At 64.8% G+C, this 13,478-nt stretch carries 16 protein-coding genes and 2 pseudogenes; 9 read left to right on the top strand and 9 right to left on the bottom strand.

What is annotated here, in order from left to right; genetic code table 11:
• Window positions 1-28 precede the first annotated feature (28 nt).
• Entirely contained in the window at window positions 29-589 is a 561-nt protein-coding gene (locus tag JYG36_RS15920; RefSeq protein WP_045196795.1) for an ATP-dependent Clp protease proteolytic subunit, read from the top strand.
• 100 nt (window positions 590-689) lie between these two features.
• Entirely contained in the window at window positions 690-917 is a 228-nt protein-coding gene (locus JYG36_RS15925; protein ID WP_093383833.1) for a DUF6555 family protein, read from the top strand.
• Window position 918: 1 nt separating this feature from the next.
• On the opposite strand, the gene JYG36_RS15930 is transcribed toward JYG36_RS15925, so the two are convergent.
• The 4 genes from JYG36_RS15930 to JYG36_RS15945 all read right to left on the bottom strand — a co-directional run bounded on the left by JYG36_RS15930 (window position 919) and on the right by JYG36_RS15945 (window position 4,227).
• Window positions 919-1,836, bottom strand: coding sequence for a DNA-3-methyladenine glycosylase family protein (locus JYG36_RS15930; RefSeq protein WP_213601564.1), 918 nt, complete (start codon window positions 1,834-1,836; stop codon window positions 919-921).
• A gap of 107 nt (window positions 1,837-1,943) precedes the next feature.
• Entirely contained in the window at window positions 1,944-2,570 is a 627-nt protein-coding gene (gene ycaC / locus JYG36_RS15935) for an isochorismate family cysteine hydrolase YcaC (RefSeq protein WP_093383839.1), read from the bottom strand.
• Between the two features lie 51 nt (window positions 2,571-2,621).
• Window positions 2,622-3,308 carry a hydrolase gene (locus JYG36_RS15940; RefSeq protein WP_093383842.1) on the bottom strand — a complete coding sequence of 229 codons (687 nt, stop codon included), beginning with the start codon at window positions 3,306-3,308 and terminating at the stop codon, window positions 2,622-2,624.
• A gap of 28 nt (window positions 3,309-3,336) precedes the next feature.
• Window positions 3,337-4,227, bottom strand: a complete 891-nt coding sequence (locus JYG36_RS15945) for a pirin family protein (protein ID WP_045196785.1) — start codon at window positions 4,225-4,227, stop codon at window positions 3,337-3,339.
• 96 nt (window positions 4,228-4,323) lie between these two features.
• Between JYG36_RS15945 and JYG36_RS15950 the strand changes: the two genes are divergently transcribed.
• Window positions 4,324-5,232 carry a LysR family transcriptional regulator gene (locus tag JYG36_RS15950; RefSeq protein ID WP_045196855.1) on the top strand — a complete coding sequence of 303 codons (909 nt, stop codon included), beginning with the start codon at window positions 4,324-4,326 and terminating at the stop codon, window positions 5,230-5,232.
• Between the two features lie 13 nt (window positions 5,233-5,245).
• Here JYG36_RS15950 and JYG36_RS15955 read toward each other — a convergent pair whose 3' ends face one another.
• The 4 genes and pseudogenes from JYG36_RS15955 to JYG36_RS15970 form a co-directional block, all read right to left on the bottom strand.
• A complete protein-coding gene (locus JYG36_RS15955; RefSeq protein WP_045196783.1) occupies window positions 5,246-6,121 on the bottom strand; it encodes an alpha/beta fold hydrolase in 876 nt (291 codons plus the stop codon).
• A gap of 17 nt (window positions 6,122-6,138) precedes the next feature.
• Window positions 6,139-6,768, bottom strand: a pseudogene (locus tag JYG36_RS15960) (LysE family translocator).
• A 79-nt stretch (window positions 6,769-6,847) separates the two neighbouring features.
• Entirely contained in the window at window positions 6,848-7,456 is a 609-nt protein-coding gene (locus JYG36_RS15965) for a 2-hydroxychromene-2-carboxylate isomerase (protein ID WP_213601567.1), read from the bottom strand.
• Between the two features lie 46 nt (window positions 7,457-7,502).
• The gene (locus JYG36_RS15970; RefSeq protein ID WP_045196777.1) at window positions 7,503-8,234 is read right to left on the bottom strand and encodes an SDR family oxidoreductase; all 732 of its coding nucleotides are present in this window, start codon (window positions 8,232-8,234) and stop codon (window positions 7,503-7,505) included.
• 91 nt (window positions 8,235-8,325) lie between these two features.
• On the opposite strand from JYG36_RS15970, the gene JYG36_RS15975 reads away from it, so the two are divergent.
• A complete protein-coding gene (locus tag JYG36_RS15975; protein ID WP_045196775.1) occupies window positions 8,326-8,880 on the top strand; it encodes a TetR/AcrR family transcriptional regulator in 555 nt (184 codons plus the stop codon).
• Entirely contained in the window at window positions 8,867-9,463 is a 597-nt protein-coding gene (locus JYG36_RS15980; RefSeq protein WP_093383860.1) for an eCIS core domain-containing protein, read from the top strand. The genes JYG36_RS15975 and JYG36_RS15980 overlap by 14 nt, the downstream gene beginning before the upstream one ends.
• Here the strand turns inward: JYG36_RS15980 and JYG36_RS15985 are convergent, their stop codons facing one another.
• The gene (locus JYG36_RS15985) at window positions 9,464-10,060 is read right to left on the bottom strand and encodes a TetR/AcrR family transcriptional regulator (RefSeq protein ID WP_213601569.1); all 597 of its coding nucleotides are present in this window, start codon (window positions 10,058-10,060) and stop codon (window positions 9,464-9,466) included.
• A 110-nt stretch (window positions 10,061-10,170) separates the two neighbouring features.
• Here JYG36_RS15985 and JYG36_RS15990 point away from each other — a divergent pair, with 110 nt between their 5' ends.
• The 4 genes and pseudogenes from JYG36_RS15990 to JYG36_RS26640 form a co-directional block, all read left to right on the top strand.
• Complete coding sequence (locus tag JYG36_RS15990; RefSeq protein ID WP_195883806.1) at window positions 10,171-11,226, top strand: sugar phosphate isomerase/epimerase family protein; 1,056 nt, start codon at window positions 10,171-10,173, stop codon at window positions 11,224-11,226.
• 29 nt (window positions 11,227-11,255) lie between these two features.
• Complete coding sequence (locus tag JYG36_RS15995) at window positions 11,256-12,122, top strand: alpha/beta fold hydrolase (RefSeq protein ID WP_045196767.1); 867 nt, start codon at window positions 11,256-11,258, stop codon at window positions 12,120-12,122.
• A 91-nt stretch (window positions 12,123-12,213) separates the two neighbouring features.
• Complete coding sequence (locus JYG36_RS16000; protein ID WP_213601570.1) at window positions 12,214-13,260, top strand: class I SAM-dependent methyltransferase; 1,047 nt, start codon at window positions 12,214-12,216, stop codon at window positions 13,258-13,260.
• A 54-nt stretch (window positions 13,261-13,314) separates the two neighbouring features.
• Window positions 13,315-13,422 (top strand): annotated as a pseudogene (locus JYG36_RS26640) (GntR family transcriptional regulator); the annotation flags it as partial.
• Between the last annotated feature and the right edge of the window lie 56 nt (window positions 13,423-13,478).

Here is a 13,478-nt window from a genome sequence, read left to right on the forward strand (position 1 = left end):
CCACGTGCGTCGGTCCCGAGGCACTGCCATGAGCCAACAGGTGATCCACTTTCATTGCCAGATCGATCAGGACACCACCGAGCGTTTTCGCGACCGCTGCCTGCAGGCCGTCGACGATGGCGCCACCTCCTTGCTGCTGTTTTTGTCGACCACCGGTGGCAGCACCAACTTCGGTTTCTCGCTGTACAGCTTTCTCAAGTCCTTGCCGGTGCCGTTGTGCGCAGTCAACGCCGGCAACATCGAATCGATGGGCATCATCATGTACCTGGCCGCTGGCGAGCGTGTCGCCGCGCCGCATTCGCGTTTTCTCATCCACCCCATGACCTGGCACTTCAGCCAGAGCGCGGTGGACCATTCGCGCCTGCGCGAATACCTGTCGAGCCTGAACAACGACCTGGAGCGCTACGTGCGCATTTTCGAGCTGGAGACTGCCCAGGCCGAGCGCAAACTGGACATCTTCCATTGCCTGTCGACCGAAGAAAAGGTCATCCCCGCCTACGATTCGCTGGCCTGCGGCATCGCCCATCGCCTGGAGCAGGTGGTGTTCGAAAAGGATGCCCGGCACCTGACCATCAGCGGCGCTCACTGACAGGCTGAAATCCGATGGAATTTTTCTACCGGCGCAGCACTCACTAGAGGCATTGAAGGGATTTTCTTGGTCACTGCTCTGTAAGGATCATTCCAGACCCATGAACAACGCAAAACTGTTCGTCATCGACTACCAGCTTCACGGCGATCACAAGTCCTTCATCATCCGCGCCGAGACGATGGACAACGCTGAAGCCTGGCACTGGGCAAGTTGCGACGCCGGTATCGGTCGCATAGGCCGGTACGGTCGCGAAAAAGTCAAAAAAGTCAGCAAGCCACTGGCCGAACGCTACGGCATTACCGATGTGACCTGGCGCCAGTCCAGCTGAGTCAGCTCAACGACGCCCACAGGTGCTGGGCGGCATAGGCGCGCCACGGGCTCCAGGCCGGTGCGCGCTGGGCCAGTTGCGCCTCGGGGCCTTCAAGCAGGCGCAGGGCCTTGACCAGCGCCACGTCGCCCAGCGGCAAGGCATCGGCCGCGCCCATCTGGCGCAAGGCCAGGTAGTGGGCGCTCCACGGGCCGATGCCGCGCAGCCGGCACAGGCGCTGGACCCAGGCCTCCAGGTCGCGCTCAGGGCGCAGCAGTTGCGGGTCTAGCAGCAGCGCCCGGGCCAGGGTCGAGAGTGTCGCGGCCCGCGAGCGCGGCATGCCCAGGCCACTGAGGTCGACGTCAGCAACAGCCTCTGCGCGGGGGAACACATGGGTCAGGCCGGGTACACGCTGAAGCTGCGCGGCCAGCGGCTCGCCGTACCCCGCCACCAGGCGCCCGGCCAGGGTAATCGCCCCGGCGACGCTGATCTGCTGGCCCAGCACTGTACGCATGGCCTGCTCGAACCCATCCCAGCCCCGAGGCACGCGCAGGCCCGGGCGCAGTTCGATCAATTGCGCCATCAACGGGTCGCGGCGCAGCAGTGCTTCGATCTTCAGCGGCTCGGCATCCAGGTCGAATACTCGCCGGACCCTGGCCAGCAACCCCGGCAACGCGCCGGCAGAGCTAGCGATCACAGTGACTTTCAGCCGGTGCCCACGCGCCTTCGCGACCTGGACGATGCCCTGGCCACGAGCGAGATCAAAACTGCGGGTATAGACCCCCGCTACGACCGTCTCTACCCCGCTAATCGCCCGCGCAGCAAGAAACCCCAGCAGCGACGGCCAGTGCAAGGGTGGCTGGTAAGCCAGCCAGAAGCTGATAGCGCTGGCGGGCCGAATGCTGCGGCGATGGCCTGCCAGGCTGGAGGTAGAATTCATGCGCCGATCATCACCTGGGCAACGGCAACGACGCCAGGGATTTCGACGACTGTCAGACGACGTCGGCCGGGCCACGCCAGCGCCCGGCCGTCGATCATTGAACGGCGTTACTTGCCGTTGGTGAGGGTGTTGTAGCTGGTCATCAGGTTGCGGTAGTCGGGGATGTGGTTGGCGAACAAGGTGCCCAGGCCTTCGATATCGTTGCGCCAGTCGCGGTGCAGCTCGCAGGCCAGGCCGAACCAGGTCATCAGCTGGGCGCCGGCTTGCGACATGCGGTTCCAGGCCGAGTCGCGGGTCAGTTCGTTGAAGGTACCGGAGGCATCGGTGACCACAAACACCTCAAAACCTTCTTCCAGGGCCGACAGCGCCGGGAAAGCCACGCACACCTCGGTCACCACACCGGCAATGATCAGTTGCTTCTTGCCGGTGGCCTTGACCGCCTTGACGAAGTCTTCGTTGTCCCAGGCGTTGATCTGCCCCGGACGGGCAATGTACGGCGCCTCGGGGAACTGCGCCTTGAGCTCGGGCACCAGCGGGCCGTTGGGACCGGTTTCGAAGCTGGTGGTGAGGATGGTCGGCAGCTTGAAATACTTGGCCAGGTCGCCGACGGCCAGCACGTTGTTCTTGAAACGGTCCGGGTCGATGTCTCGCACCAGCGACAGCAGGCCGGTCTGGTGGTCGACCAGCAGGACGGCAGCGTTGTTCTTGTCCAGGCGGACGTAGGGCTTGGTCATGGTCTTACTCCTTGCGTTGAGACGCCGGTGCCAGGCACCGGACATGAGGGATCAGCGTTGCGAATCGAGTAGTTCATTGTCGCGGGCTACCTGTTGCGCCTTGAGGTAGCTTTCAATCAGCAGCTGGTAATGCGGGAACACCGAGCTGTAGGCCTCGGCCCATTGCTGGGCGTCTTCGCGGTTCCAGCTGCGCTGGACCTCCGAGCACACCGCAGCGGTGTCCATCGGCACCACACCGGCCTGCATTACCCGCGCCAAGGTGATTTCCTCAGCCATCTTCGAGTAGGTACCGCTGGCGTCGATCACGGCAAACACCTGGTAGCCTGCAGCAACTGCGCTGATGCTCGGGAAGGCCATGCACACACTGGTGATGGTGCCGGCGATGATCAGTTGCTGCTTGCCGGTAGCCTTGACTGCCTCGACGAACTCGGGATTGTCCCAGGCGTTGATTTCACCTTTACGGGCGATATAGCGGGCATGCGGCGCGGCTTGGTGAATTTCCGGAATCAGCGGGCCATTGGGGCCTTGTGGCACCGAAGCGGTAGTGATCACCGGGATCTTCGCCAGGCTGGCAATCTTGGCCAGGGTGATGGCGTTGGCCCGCAGCTCGGTCATGGGCATGTCCTTGACCGTCTGGAACAGGCCGCTCTGGTGGTCGATCAGCAGCATCGCGACATTTTCAGGGTCTATGCGCGGCACCTGGCCGTTGAAGTTGGCAACGTTGGCAAAGGTACTCATGGCGTATTCTCCTTCAGGGGTTATGAGACTAGTTGTGGTGGCGCGGACCGGCCTGCCCGCTCATCTGGCCGAAGCGCCCGGCGCGAAAATCGTCAAAGGCCTCGGCGATTTCGGCATCGCTGTTCATCACGAACGGGCCGTAGCCAACGATCGGCTCATCCAGCGGCTCGCCACTGAGCAGCAACACCGACACATCGCTTTGCGCTTCAAGCAGCAGCTCGTCACCGGCGCGGTCAAACAGCACCAGTTGCGCGGCGCCAACCTGGCGCTCGCCGTTGACCAGCAACTGGCCGCGCAACACCACCAGCGCGGTGCTGCGCCCGGCGGCACTGGGCAAGCGCACGGGCGCGCCGGCCTTGAGCTGCAGGTCCCAGACATCCATGGCCGAGAAAGTCTGCGCCGGGCCCTGGTGGCCGCGAAACGCACCGGCAATCACTCGCAAGGTGCCGGCGCCGTTGCCCAGTGGCACCAGCGGGATGTCGCTGCTGAGCAGGGTCTGGTAACCGGCCGGCGCCGATTTGTCCCTGGCTGGCAGGTTGACCCACAGCTGGACCATTTCCAGGGTGCCGCCCTTGGCAGCGAACGCCGGCGAGTGGAACTCTTCATGGAGAATGCCGCCGGCGGCGGTCATCCACTGCACATCGCCCGGGCCGATCAGGCCGCCGGCGCCAGTGGAGTCGCGGTGCTCCAGTTCGCCCTGGTAGACGATGGTCACGGTTTCGAAACCGCGATGGGGATGCTGGCCGACGCCGCGACGCGCCGTGGTCGGGGTGAAGTCGTGGGGGCCGGCATAGTCCAGCAGCAGGAACGGGCTGATGTGCTGGGCCAGGTTGTCGTAGGTAAACAGGCTACGGACCGGGAAGCCATCACCTACCCAGTGGGGGTTCGGGCTGCTGTAGACGCCTTGGATCTTTTTCATCAGATGCCTCCTCTCGTGCATGGCTATAACCATACGAGCGCAACGACATCGGCGGTAGATCGGTTAAACTGCCTTCAGCGTTCCATATGGAGAACACTGGTGGAAGACCTCAACGACCTTTATTACTTTGCCCAGGTTGTCGATCACGGCGGCTTTGCCCCGGCCGGCCGCGCCCTGGACATGCCCAAGTCCAAGCTCAGCCGGCGTATTGCCGGGCTGGAAGAACGCCTGGGGGTGCGCCTGATCCAGCGTTCGACCCGGCATTTTTCGGTGACTGAAATCGGCCAGGCTTACTACCGCCACTGTGTGGCCATGCTGGTGGAGGCCGAAGGCGCCGCCGAGCTGATCGAGCGCAACCGCGCCGAGCCCCAGGGCATCGTGCGCCTGAGTTGCCCGACGGCGTTGCTGGATTTCTGGGTGGGGGCCATGCTCACCCGCTTCATGGTCCAGTGCCCGCTGGTGCAGTTGCATATCGAAAGCACCAATCGCCAGGTCGACCTGATCCAGGAAGGCATCGACATTGCCTTGCGCGTGCGCGTACCGCCTTTGGAAAGCAGCGACCTGGTGATGAAGGTACTGGCGCGCAGCACCCAGTACCTGGTGGCGGCGCCCGCCTTGCTCGAACGCCTGCCCCCGCGCCCGGTGCCCGCCGACCTGAGCGCCCTGCCGAGCCTGCACTGGGGCTACCCGCAACGCGATTACCACTGGCACCTGCTCGGTCCCGACGGCGTCCGCGCCAGCCTGCGACACAGCCCGCGGCTGGTCACCGACGACCTGGTGGTACTGCGCCAGGCGGCGGTGGCGGGTGTCGGCGTGGTGCACTTGCCGCTGGTGGTGATCCGCGAAGAACTCGACGCCGGCCGCCTGCTGCAAGCCACGCCGAACTGGGCACCGGAGTGCGGCGTGGTGCACGCGGTGTTCGCCTCGCGGCGCGGCTTGCTGCCGTCGGTGCGCAGCCTGCTGGACTTTCTGGCGGCGGAGTTCGAGGCCAGTGATATCGCCTGAACCTGCGGCTTGATTACTGTTCCAGCAAAAACGCCGCGACCCGCTCGCTGCACGCCGCCGGATCTTCCTGCATGAAGCAGTGCCCACCCGCCACCTGGCTGGCGCTGACCTGAGGATTGCCCAGGGCCCAGCGCTGCACCGACTGCGGCACGAAGGGATAGGTGGTTTGGCCATACAGCACCAGGCTCGGGGTGCTCACCTGGGCCAGCGACGCCCACATGCGCCGGGGGAAGGAGCTGAAGATTTCCACTTCACGGCTAGGGCGGCACTTGAGCACCACGCCTTCGCCGCAATCGCCAATGGCGTGTTCGATATAGGACTGCAACGCCGGCTCGCTCCAGCCCTTGAAGATCCCCCGCCCTTCCAGCGATGCCCGCGCCGCCGTGCGGTCAGGCCAGTGGCTGCGACGGGTGGCAGCCTTGCGCGCCAGAGCATGGCGACGGTGCAGGCCGACCAGCGCCGCCGCGCCCATGATGCCCATCATCGCCCGGGTGAACAGCACCGGGTCAAGCAGCACCGCACGCTGGAACAGCTGCGGCTGTTGCGCCAGCATCAGGCCGGTGAGCACCCCGCCAAAACTGTGGCCGACGGCAAAGCGTGGTACATCGCCGTACTCGCCACGGCCGGCCTCGAAGGCTTCGATGGCAAGCTCGGCAGTGCGGTTCCAGCCGGCGAACGGGCCGCCATGGTCGCTGTCGCCATGGCCCTGGACATCGCACAGCCACAGGTCGAACTGCTCGGCCAGGCGCGCCAGCAACGGCTGGTAGGCCAGGCAGCAAAAGCCGTTGCCGTGCAAGAAATGCAGCAGCGGCTTGCCACTGGCTGGGGAGCGCCAGCCGCGCAGGGTGAAGCCAGCACTTGTGTCATGGGACCAGGGAATCAACTGCATGTGCCAGCGCACTCACGTCAGGAAAAACCCGATTCTACAAACAGCAGGGGGTACAGGGATATCACCAGCAGCGCCGCCATCAGCAGATTGAACAGCATCAGCCAGCGCGGGTTCTGCAACACCGTGCGCAAGGCGCTGCCGAACATCACCCAGACGCAGACACTGGGCAGGTTGACCAGGGCGAACACCGCGGCAATGACGATGACGTTGGTGACGTAGCCCTAGGCCGGGGTGTAGGTGGTGATCGCGCCCACGGCCATCACCCAGGCTTTCGGGTTGACCCACTGAAAGGCTGCCGCGCCCCAGAAGCCCAGGGGCTTGCGGCTCGACGAGTCGCTGACCGACAGCGGCCCGGAGGTGGCAATCTTGTAGGCCAGGTACAACAGGTAGGCGGCGCCCACGTAGCGCAGCACGGTATAGATCGGCGGGTAGGCTTTGAACACCTCGCCCAGGCCAAAACCCACCGCCAATACCATGACCATGAAGCCGACACTGATGCCCAGCGCGTGAGGAATCGAACGGCGCACGCCGAAGTTCACCCCGGAGGCCAGCAACATGGTGTTGTTGGGCCCCGGGGTGATCGAGGAGACAAAGGCGAACAGCACGAAGGCAGTGATCAGGTCCAGTGAGCCGAGCATGGCAGGCATCCAGTATTTTTATTGGGCTGCCCTGACACTAACGGAGTCCTGATCCGCCTCGACCATACAGTTAGTGAAAATAATGCCGCTACACTTGACTGTCCTGCTCGGCCAGCGCTTCGACGACGAACTCCAGGCGGTCCTGGCCGAAGAACATCTGCTCGCCGACAAAGCAGCTTGGCGCACCGAACACGCCACGGCGCACCGCTTCCTCGGTAGCGTCCTTGAGTGCGGCCTTGACCTCGGGCTCGGCGCTCCAGGCCTGGTATTGCTCGGGGTCGAAACCGGCCTCCTGCAGCACTGCCGCCAGCACCTGCGGGTCGGCAAGATTGCGCTGGCGCACCCACAGGGCCGTGAACATCGCGTTCAGGTAGGCCTCGAAACGCTCTGGCTGGTAGCGCTGCACGGCCACCGTGCCGCGCATCAGGCCCAGGGTGTTGATCGGGAAGCCCGGCGGCAAGGCCAGGGTCACGCCGTAGCGTTTGGCGTAGCGCTGAAAATCAACGAACACATGCCGGGCCTTGGCCGGCACCATCGCCGGCGAGGCGTTGCCGGTGGCCTGGAATACCCCGCCCAGCAACATCGGCCGGTACACCAGTTGCGCATCGTGCTCGGCGCAGAGTTTCGGCAACTGGGTCCAGGCCAGGTAGCTGGCCGGGCTGCCCAGGTCAAAGAAGAATTCTACGGTTTTGCTCATCTGCAGCAGGTCCTTTTTTGTTGTTGCGCAGGCTGTTGTCAAAGGCTTACCAGCGCTCCATCCACGGCCGCAGGTCAAGCTCGAAGGTCCAGGCGTCGCGCGGCTGGCTGTGCAGAAACCAGTAGCTGTCGGCGATATGTTGCGGGTCGAGAATGCCGTCCTGGTCCTTGAGCGCATAGCGCTCGGGGAAGCTGTCGCGGATGAACGCGGTATCGATGGCACCGTCCACCACCACATGGGCGACATGAATATTGCGCGGCCCAAGTTCGCGGGCCATGCTCTGGGCCAGGGCGCGAATGCCGTGCTTGGCGCCGGCAAACGCGGCAAACCCGGCAGCGCCACGCAAGCCTGCAGTGGCACCGGTAAACAGGATAGTCCCACGCTCGCGGGTCACCATGCGCCGCGCCACCGCCTGGCCGCTGAGAAAGCCTGCGAAACAGGCCATTTCCCAGATCTTGAAGTACTTGCGCGCGGTCTCTTCGAGAATGCTGCAGGGCACGTTGGCGCCGATGTTGAAGACAAAGGCTTCGATCGGACCGACGCTGCTTTCGATCTCTTCGACCAGCGCCGCCACCTCCTCTTCCTTGCGCGCATCCGAGGCAAAACCGTAGGCCTCGCCACCGGCGGCGCGGATCTCGTCCACCAGCGGCTGCAGCTTGTCGGCGCTGCGCCGGGTCACGCAGGCGACATAACCCTCGCGGGCAAAACGCCGGGCAATCGCGCCGCCGGTTGCATCACCGGCCCCTACCACCAGTACCACCTTCTTGCCTTGGGTCATGTCTCGCCTCCATTGGTAAACGATCATTTAGTAAACGAACGCTATGCTATGATTCAGGCTTCGTCAAGCCAGCCCTGTGGAGCCTTCCGGCGTGCGCTATTCCACCACCCATAAAGAACAAACCCGGCAGAAACTGCTGCAAAGCAGCGGCGCCCTGGCCAAACGCGGCGGCTTTGCAGCCACTGGCGTGGCCGGGTTGATGAAGGCCATCGGCCTGACCGGCGGCGCCTTCTACAACCACTTCCCGTCCAAGGACGAGCTGTTCACCGAGGTGGTGCGCCGCGAGCTGTCGCACAGCCCCATCGCCCAGCAGCCGATGAACCGCGCGCGGCTCGAGCGCTGCCTGGAGCAGTACCTGAGCATGGCCCACCTGCACAATGTCGAAGGCGGCTGCGCGATCCCGACCCTGGGCGCGGAAATCGCCCGCGCCGAGCAGCCGGTGCGCGCGGAAGCCGAACACTGGCTGTGCCAGCTCCAGCAAGCATGGGCGCAAACCCTCGAAGACCCGGCCCTGGCCTGGGCGCTGATCAGCCAGTGCGTGGGCGCGCTGGTGCTTGCGCGCATGCTCGCCAGCGAGCCGATTCAGGAAGAGGTGCTCAAGGCCTCCCGCGATTTCATTGCCGGGGCCCTGCATGAAGCGCCTTGAGTCGTTGCTGCTGAGCCTTGCCCTGAGCGCCCCGCTCACCGCCCTCGCCGCCTGCCCGGCCGGACAGTACGAAATCTGCCTGGGCAGTTGCATCTGTTCGCCCATCGACCCCGGCCAGGCCGGCACCGTGCTCGACGACCTCGGCCGGGTGGCCAGCAGCTCCCTGGCCCTGGCCTTGCAGCAGGCGCGCAACACCGCTGCGGCCGGCACGCTGCTGCCGATCCCCCTGCACATCCGCGCCCAGCTCGAATCCTATTATGACTTCCAGGTGCTCGACGCGGCGCGCTACAAGGTCGGCGACCAACAAGCCCTGGACAGCGCCAACGCCCTGCTGCAGAACCCCGACGTCAACGCCGTGACCCTGATCGACATCATCGTTTTTCGCAACCAGGCCGACGCCGAAAACAACGTCGCCCTCTGGGCCCACGAACTGCACCACGTGCAGCAATACCAGCAATGGGGCGTGGAAGCATTCGCCCGGCGCTACTCGCGCGACTTCGACGCCGTCGAAGCGCCGGCCTACGAGATCCAGGCAAAGGTCAGCAAGGCCCTGCGCGAGCGGGCCTCGGGCCAGGCGCGCTGATCAGGCCAGGGCGGCGTGCAAAGCGCACAACGCCGGTTTGATCATCGCCTGCAGGCGCGCCGTGGCAATGCCGTCGCGGGCCTGGATGGCAATACCGTGCAGCAAGGTGGCAAACAGGTCGCCCAGCGCCTGCGGGTCGGCCTCGGCCTTGAGCTCGCCACGGCCATGGGCCTGCTGCAGCAGGTCGATGATCGACTGGGTACGCTGGCGGCGCAGCTCGCTCATCCAGCCCAGTACGCCGCTGATATCCGGGCCGCCGCTGGCGGTCGATGACACCGCCAGGCAACCGCGCGGGCCGTCCGCTGCGGTGTAGGTGGCAATGGCCTCGAGGAGGATCTGCTCCACGGCCTGGCCCACCGCCAGCTCACGGTTGATGACCCGCTCGGCAAAGCCGCCCTGCTCGGCCAGGTACAGCGCCACCACCTCGCGAAACAGCTGCTCCTTGCTGCCGAAGGCGGCGTAGATGCGTGCCGAGGCAATGCCCAGGGCACTGACCAGCAAGGCCATTGACGTGCCTTCGTAACCGTATTGCCAGAAGGTCGCCAGGGCCTTGTGCAGGGCCTGGTCGCGATCGAATTCCCGGGGACGTCCGGCCATGGGTTGTGTGTCCATCAAATCAGATGGGGCGGATTCTACCCTGCAAGACAGTTGACGCAAGCGCGTTGTCGCCCTATTGTTTGTCGATCGACAAACAATAGGAAGTCATCATGCGTACCCTCAAAGGTCCTAGCCTGCACCTGGCCCAGTTCAGTGCCGAACAAGCCCCTTTCAACAGCCTGCCCGAGATCGCTCGCTGGGCTGCCGGCCATGGTTTCAAGGCCTTGCAGGTGCCGGCCTGGGACCGGCGTCTGTTCGACCTGGAACTGGCCGCACACAGCCAGACTTATTGTGATGAGCTGCGCGGCATGCTTGCCGAACACGGCCTTGAGGTCAGCGAGCTGAGCACCCATCTGCTCGGCCAGTTGGTAGCGGTTCACCCGGCCTACGACGCCCTGTGCGACAACTTCGCCCCGCCCGCGCTGCACGGCAAACCCCAGGCGCGCACCGCCTGGGCGCTGGAACAACTGCAGCTGGCAATCAAGGCCTCGCAACGCCTGGGCCTGACCGACATGGGGACTTTCTCAGGCTCGCTGGCCTGGCCTTACCTGTTCCCGTTTCCGCAGCGCCCGGCGGGCCTGATCGAGGCGGCTTTCGAAGAGCTGGCGCGGCGCTGGCGGCCCATCCTCGATGCCTGCGAAGACCACGGCATCAACCTCTGCTATGAGATTCACCCCAGCGAAGACCTGCACGACGGCAGCAGCTTCGAGCGCTTCCTCGACCTGGTGGATAACCACCCGCGCTGCAACCTGCTGTTCGACCCCAGCCACTTCGTCCTGCAGCAACTGAACTACCTCGACTACCTGGACATTTACCACACGCGCATCCGCATGTTTCACGTCAAGGATGCCGAGTTCAACCCAACCGGTCGCCAGGGCATCTACGGCGGTTACTGCGACTGGACCGAGCGCGCCGGGCGCTTCCGATCCCTGGGCGACGGCCAGGTCGATTTCAAGGCGATCTTCTCCAAGCTTGCGCAATACGACTTCCCCGGCTGGGCCACCCTGGAATGGGAATGCTGCCTCAAGGACCAGGAAGACGGCGCCCGCGAAGGCGCGGCGTTCATCCGTGAGCACATCATCCAGGTCACCACTCGCACCTTCGACGACTTCGCCGGCGCGCCGGTCGACCCGCAACAGATCCGGACCCTGCTGGGCCTGGCTTGAATCCCCCTCTTTCACCTGGAGTGCAACCGATGTCCATCACCCCCGAAGCCGACTTTGAACACCGCTACCTGATCCTCGAACCCGGCCGCCGCCTGCATTGCGTGCAACTGGGCAGCGGCCAGCCGGTGCTGCTGATCCCTGGCTGGCCGCAGACCTGGTACGCCTGGCGGCATGTCATGCGCGCCCTGGCTCGCCAGGGTTACCAGGCGATTGCCGTCGACCTGCCGGGCACCGGGCTGTCCGACCCGGCCAGCGAAGGCCATGACACCGGCACCATCGCCGCCCTGCTGCACCGCGCCATGGGCCAGCTCGGCCATCAGCGCTACCGGCTGGCCGGGCATGATGTGGGCATGTGGGTCGGCTACGCGCTGGCCAGCGATTACCCCGAGGCGGTCAGCCAGCTGGTGCTCAGCGAAGCGGTGATCCCGGGCCTGGCCGAAGCGCCGCCGATCTTTGTCAGCGCCGAGCAGAACATCTTTATCTGGCACTTTCTCTTCAACCAGTTGCAGGATCTGCCCGAAGCCCTGATCACCGGCCGCGAGGACCGCTACCTGACCTTTATGTACGAGCGTTGGGCGCACCATGTCGACCGCGTGGCCGTCGACACTTACATCAGGGCCTACAGCAAGCCCGGCGGCTTGAGCGGCGGCCTGGCCTACTACCGTTCGATCAGCCAGACCATCGCCCAGAACCGCCAGCGCGCCGGCAAACGCCTGGGCATGCCAGTGCTGGCCATCGGCGCCGAGCATGCTACCGGCGAGGTGCCGTTGCAGACCCTGCAGGCCCATGCCGACAACCTGCGCGGCAGCGTTATCGCCGACTGTGGGCACTTTGTCATGGAAGAGGCGGACGAAGCGTTCAGCGCCCAACTGCTGGCGTTCTTCGAAGCGAACTAGACTTAAAGGTTGCCCCCGCAACACATTGGCCCGAGGTTGCCGGCCCGCCGGCAGCCCCGTTGACGTTGGACTTCTTGCAGGAGAACACGCAATGGACGAAGCCAGACTCAATGACTTCATGGGCAAGCTGGTCACCGACATGGGTGCCGCGGCCATGCTTGCCAACCTGATCCTCGGCGATGAACTCGGTTTGTACCGGGCCATGGCCGACAGCCAATTCATCTCCCCCGAACAACTGGCCGACAAGACCGGCTGCAATCCCCGCCTGCTGCGCGAATGGCTGAGCGCCCAGGCCGCGTCCGGTTATATGGAGCACAGCGACGGACGCTTTCGCCTGCCCGAAGAACAGGCCATGGCCCTGGCCATCGAAGACTCGCCGGTGTATGTCGCCGGCGGCGCCTCGGTGATCGCCGCGCTGTTCCACGACAAGGACAAACTGGTCGCCGCCATGCGCGGCGATGGCGCCCTGGCCTGGGGTGATCACCATCCGTGCATGTTCAGCGGCACCGAACGTTTCTTCCGCCCCGGCTACCGCGCCCACCTGGTGGCCGAATGGCTGCCGAGCCTGAGCGGGGTGGTCGACAAGCTGCAGGCCGGGGCCAAGGTCGCCGATATCGGCTGCGGTCACGGCGCCTCGACGGTGATCATGGCCCAGGCCTTCCCGGCCTCGCGCTTCAGCGGCTTTGACTACCACGGCCCGTCGATTGCTATTGCCAGCCAACGTGCCGCCGAAGGCGGTGTGGCCGAGCGCACGCAGTTCGTCCAGGCCAGCGCCAAGAACTTCCCCGGCACCGATTACGACCTGATCTGCTATTTCGACTGCCTGCACGACATGGGCGACCCGGTCGGCGCCGCCCGGCATGCCTATGAGTCGCTCAAAGCCGATGGCACGGTGCTGCTGGTCGAGCCCTATGCCAACGACACCCTGGATGAAAACAGCACCCCCGTCGGGCGCTTGTTCTATGCCGCTTCGACCTTTATCTGCACGCCGAACTCGTTGTCGCAGGAAGTTGGCCTGGGGCTCGGCGCCCAGGCGGGCGAGGCGCGGCTGCGCGCGGTGTTCGAGGAAGCCGGGTTCAAGCACTTTCGCCGGGCGACCGAGACGCCGTTCAATTTGATCCTTGAAGCGCGCAAGTAAGCGCTGATACCTGGTCGGGCCAGCCTCCACCCAACCTGGGGGGCTGGCCTCATCGCCGCCAAGGTCGCGCTGGATTACCTGCGCTTGAAACACAACGACAGCAGCAACCTGCGCGACATCGCCGCGCCCATTGCCCTCAAAGAGCCCCGCATAGGCCGCTGAGCATGCCAGCGGGCAGGTCTGGCGCCATGCATGGAGAGTTTCGTATACCATATCCA

This window comes from Pseudomonas sp. SORT22, from assembly GCF_018417635.1.
In the GTDB taxonomy this organism is placed as follows: Bacteria; Pseudomonadota; Gammaproteobacteria; order Pseudomonadales; family Pseudomonadaceae; genus Aquipseudomonas.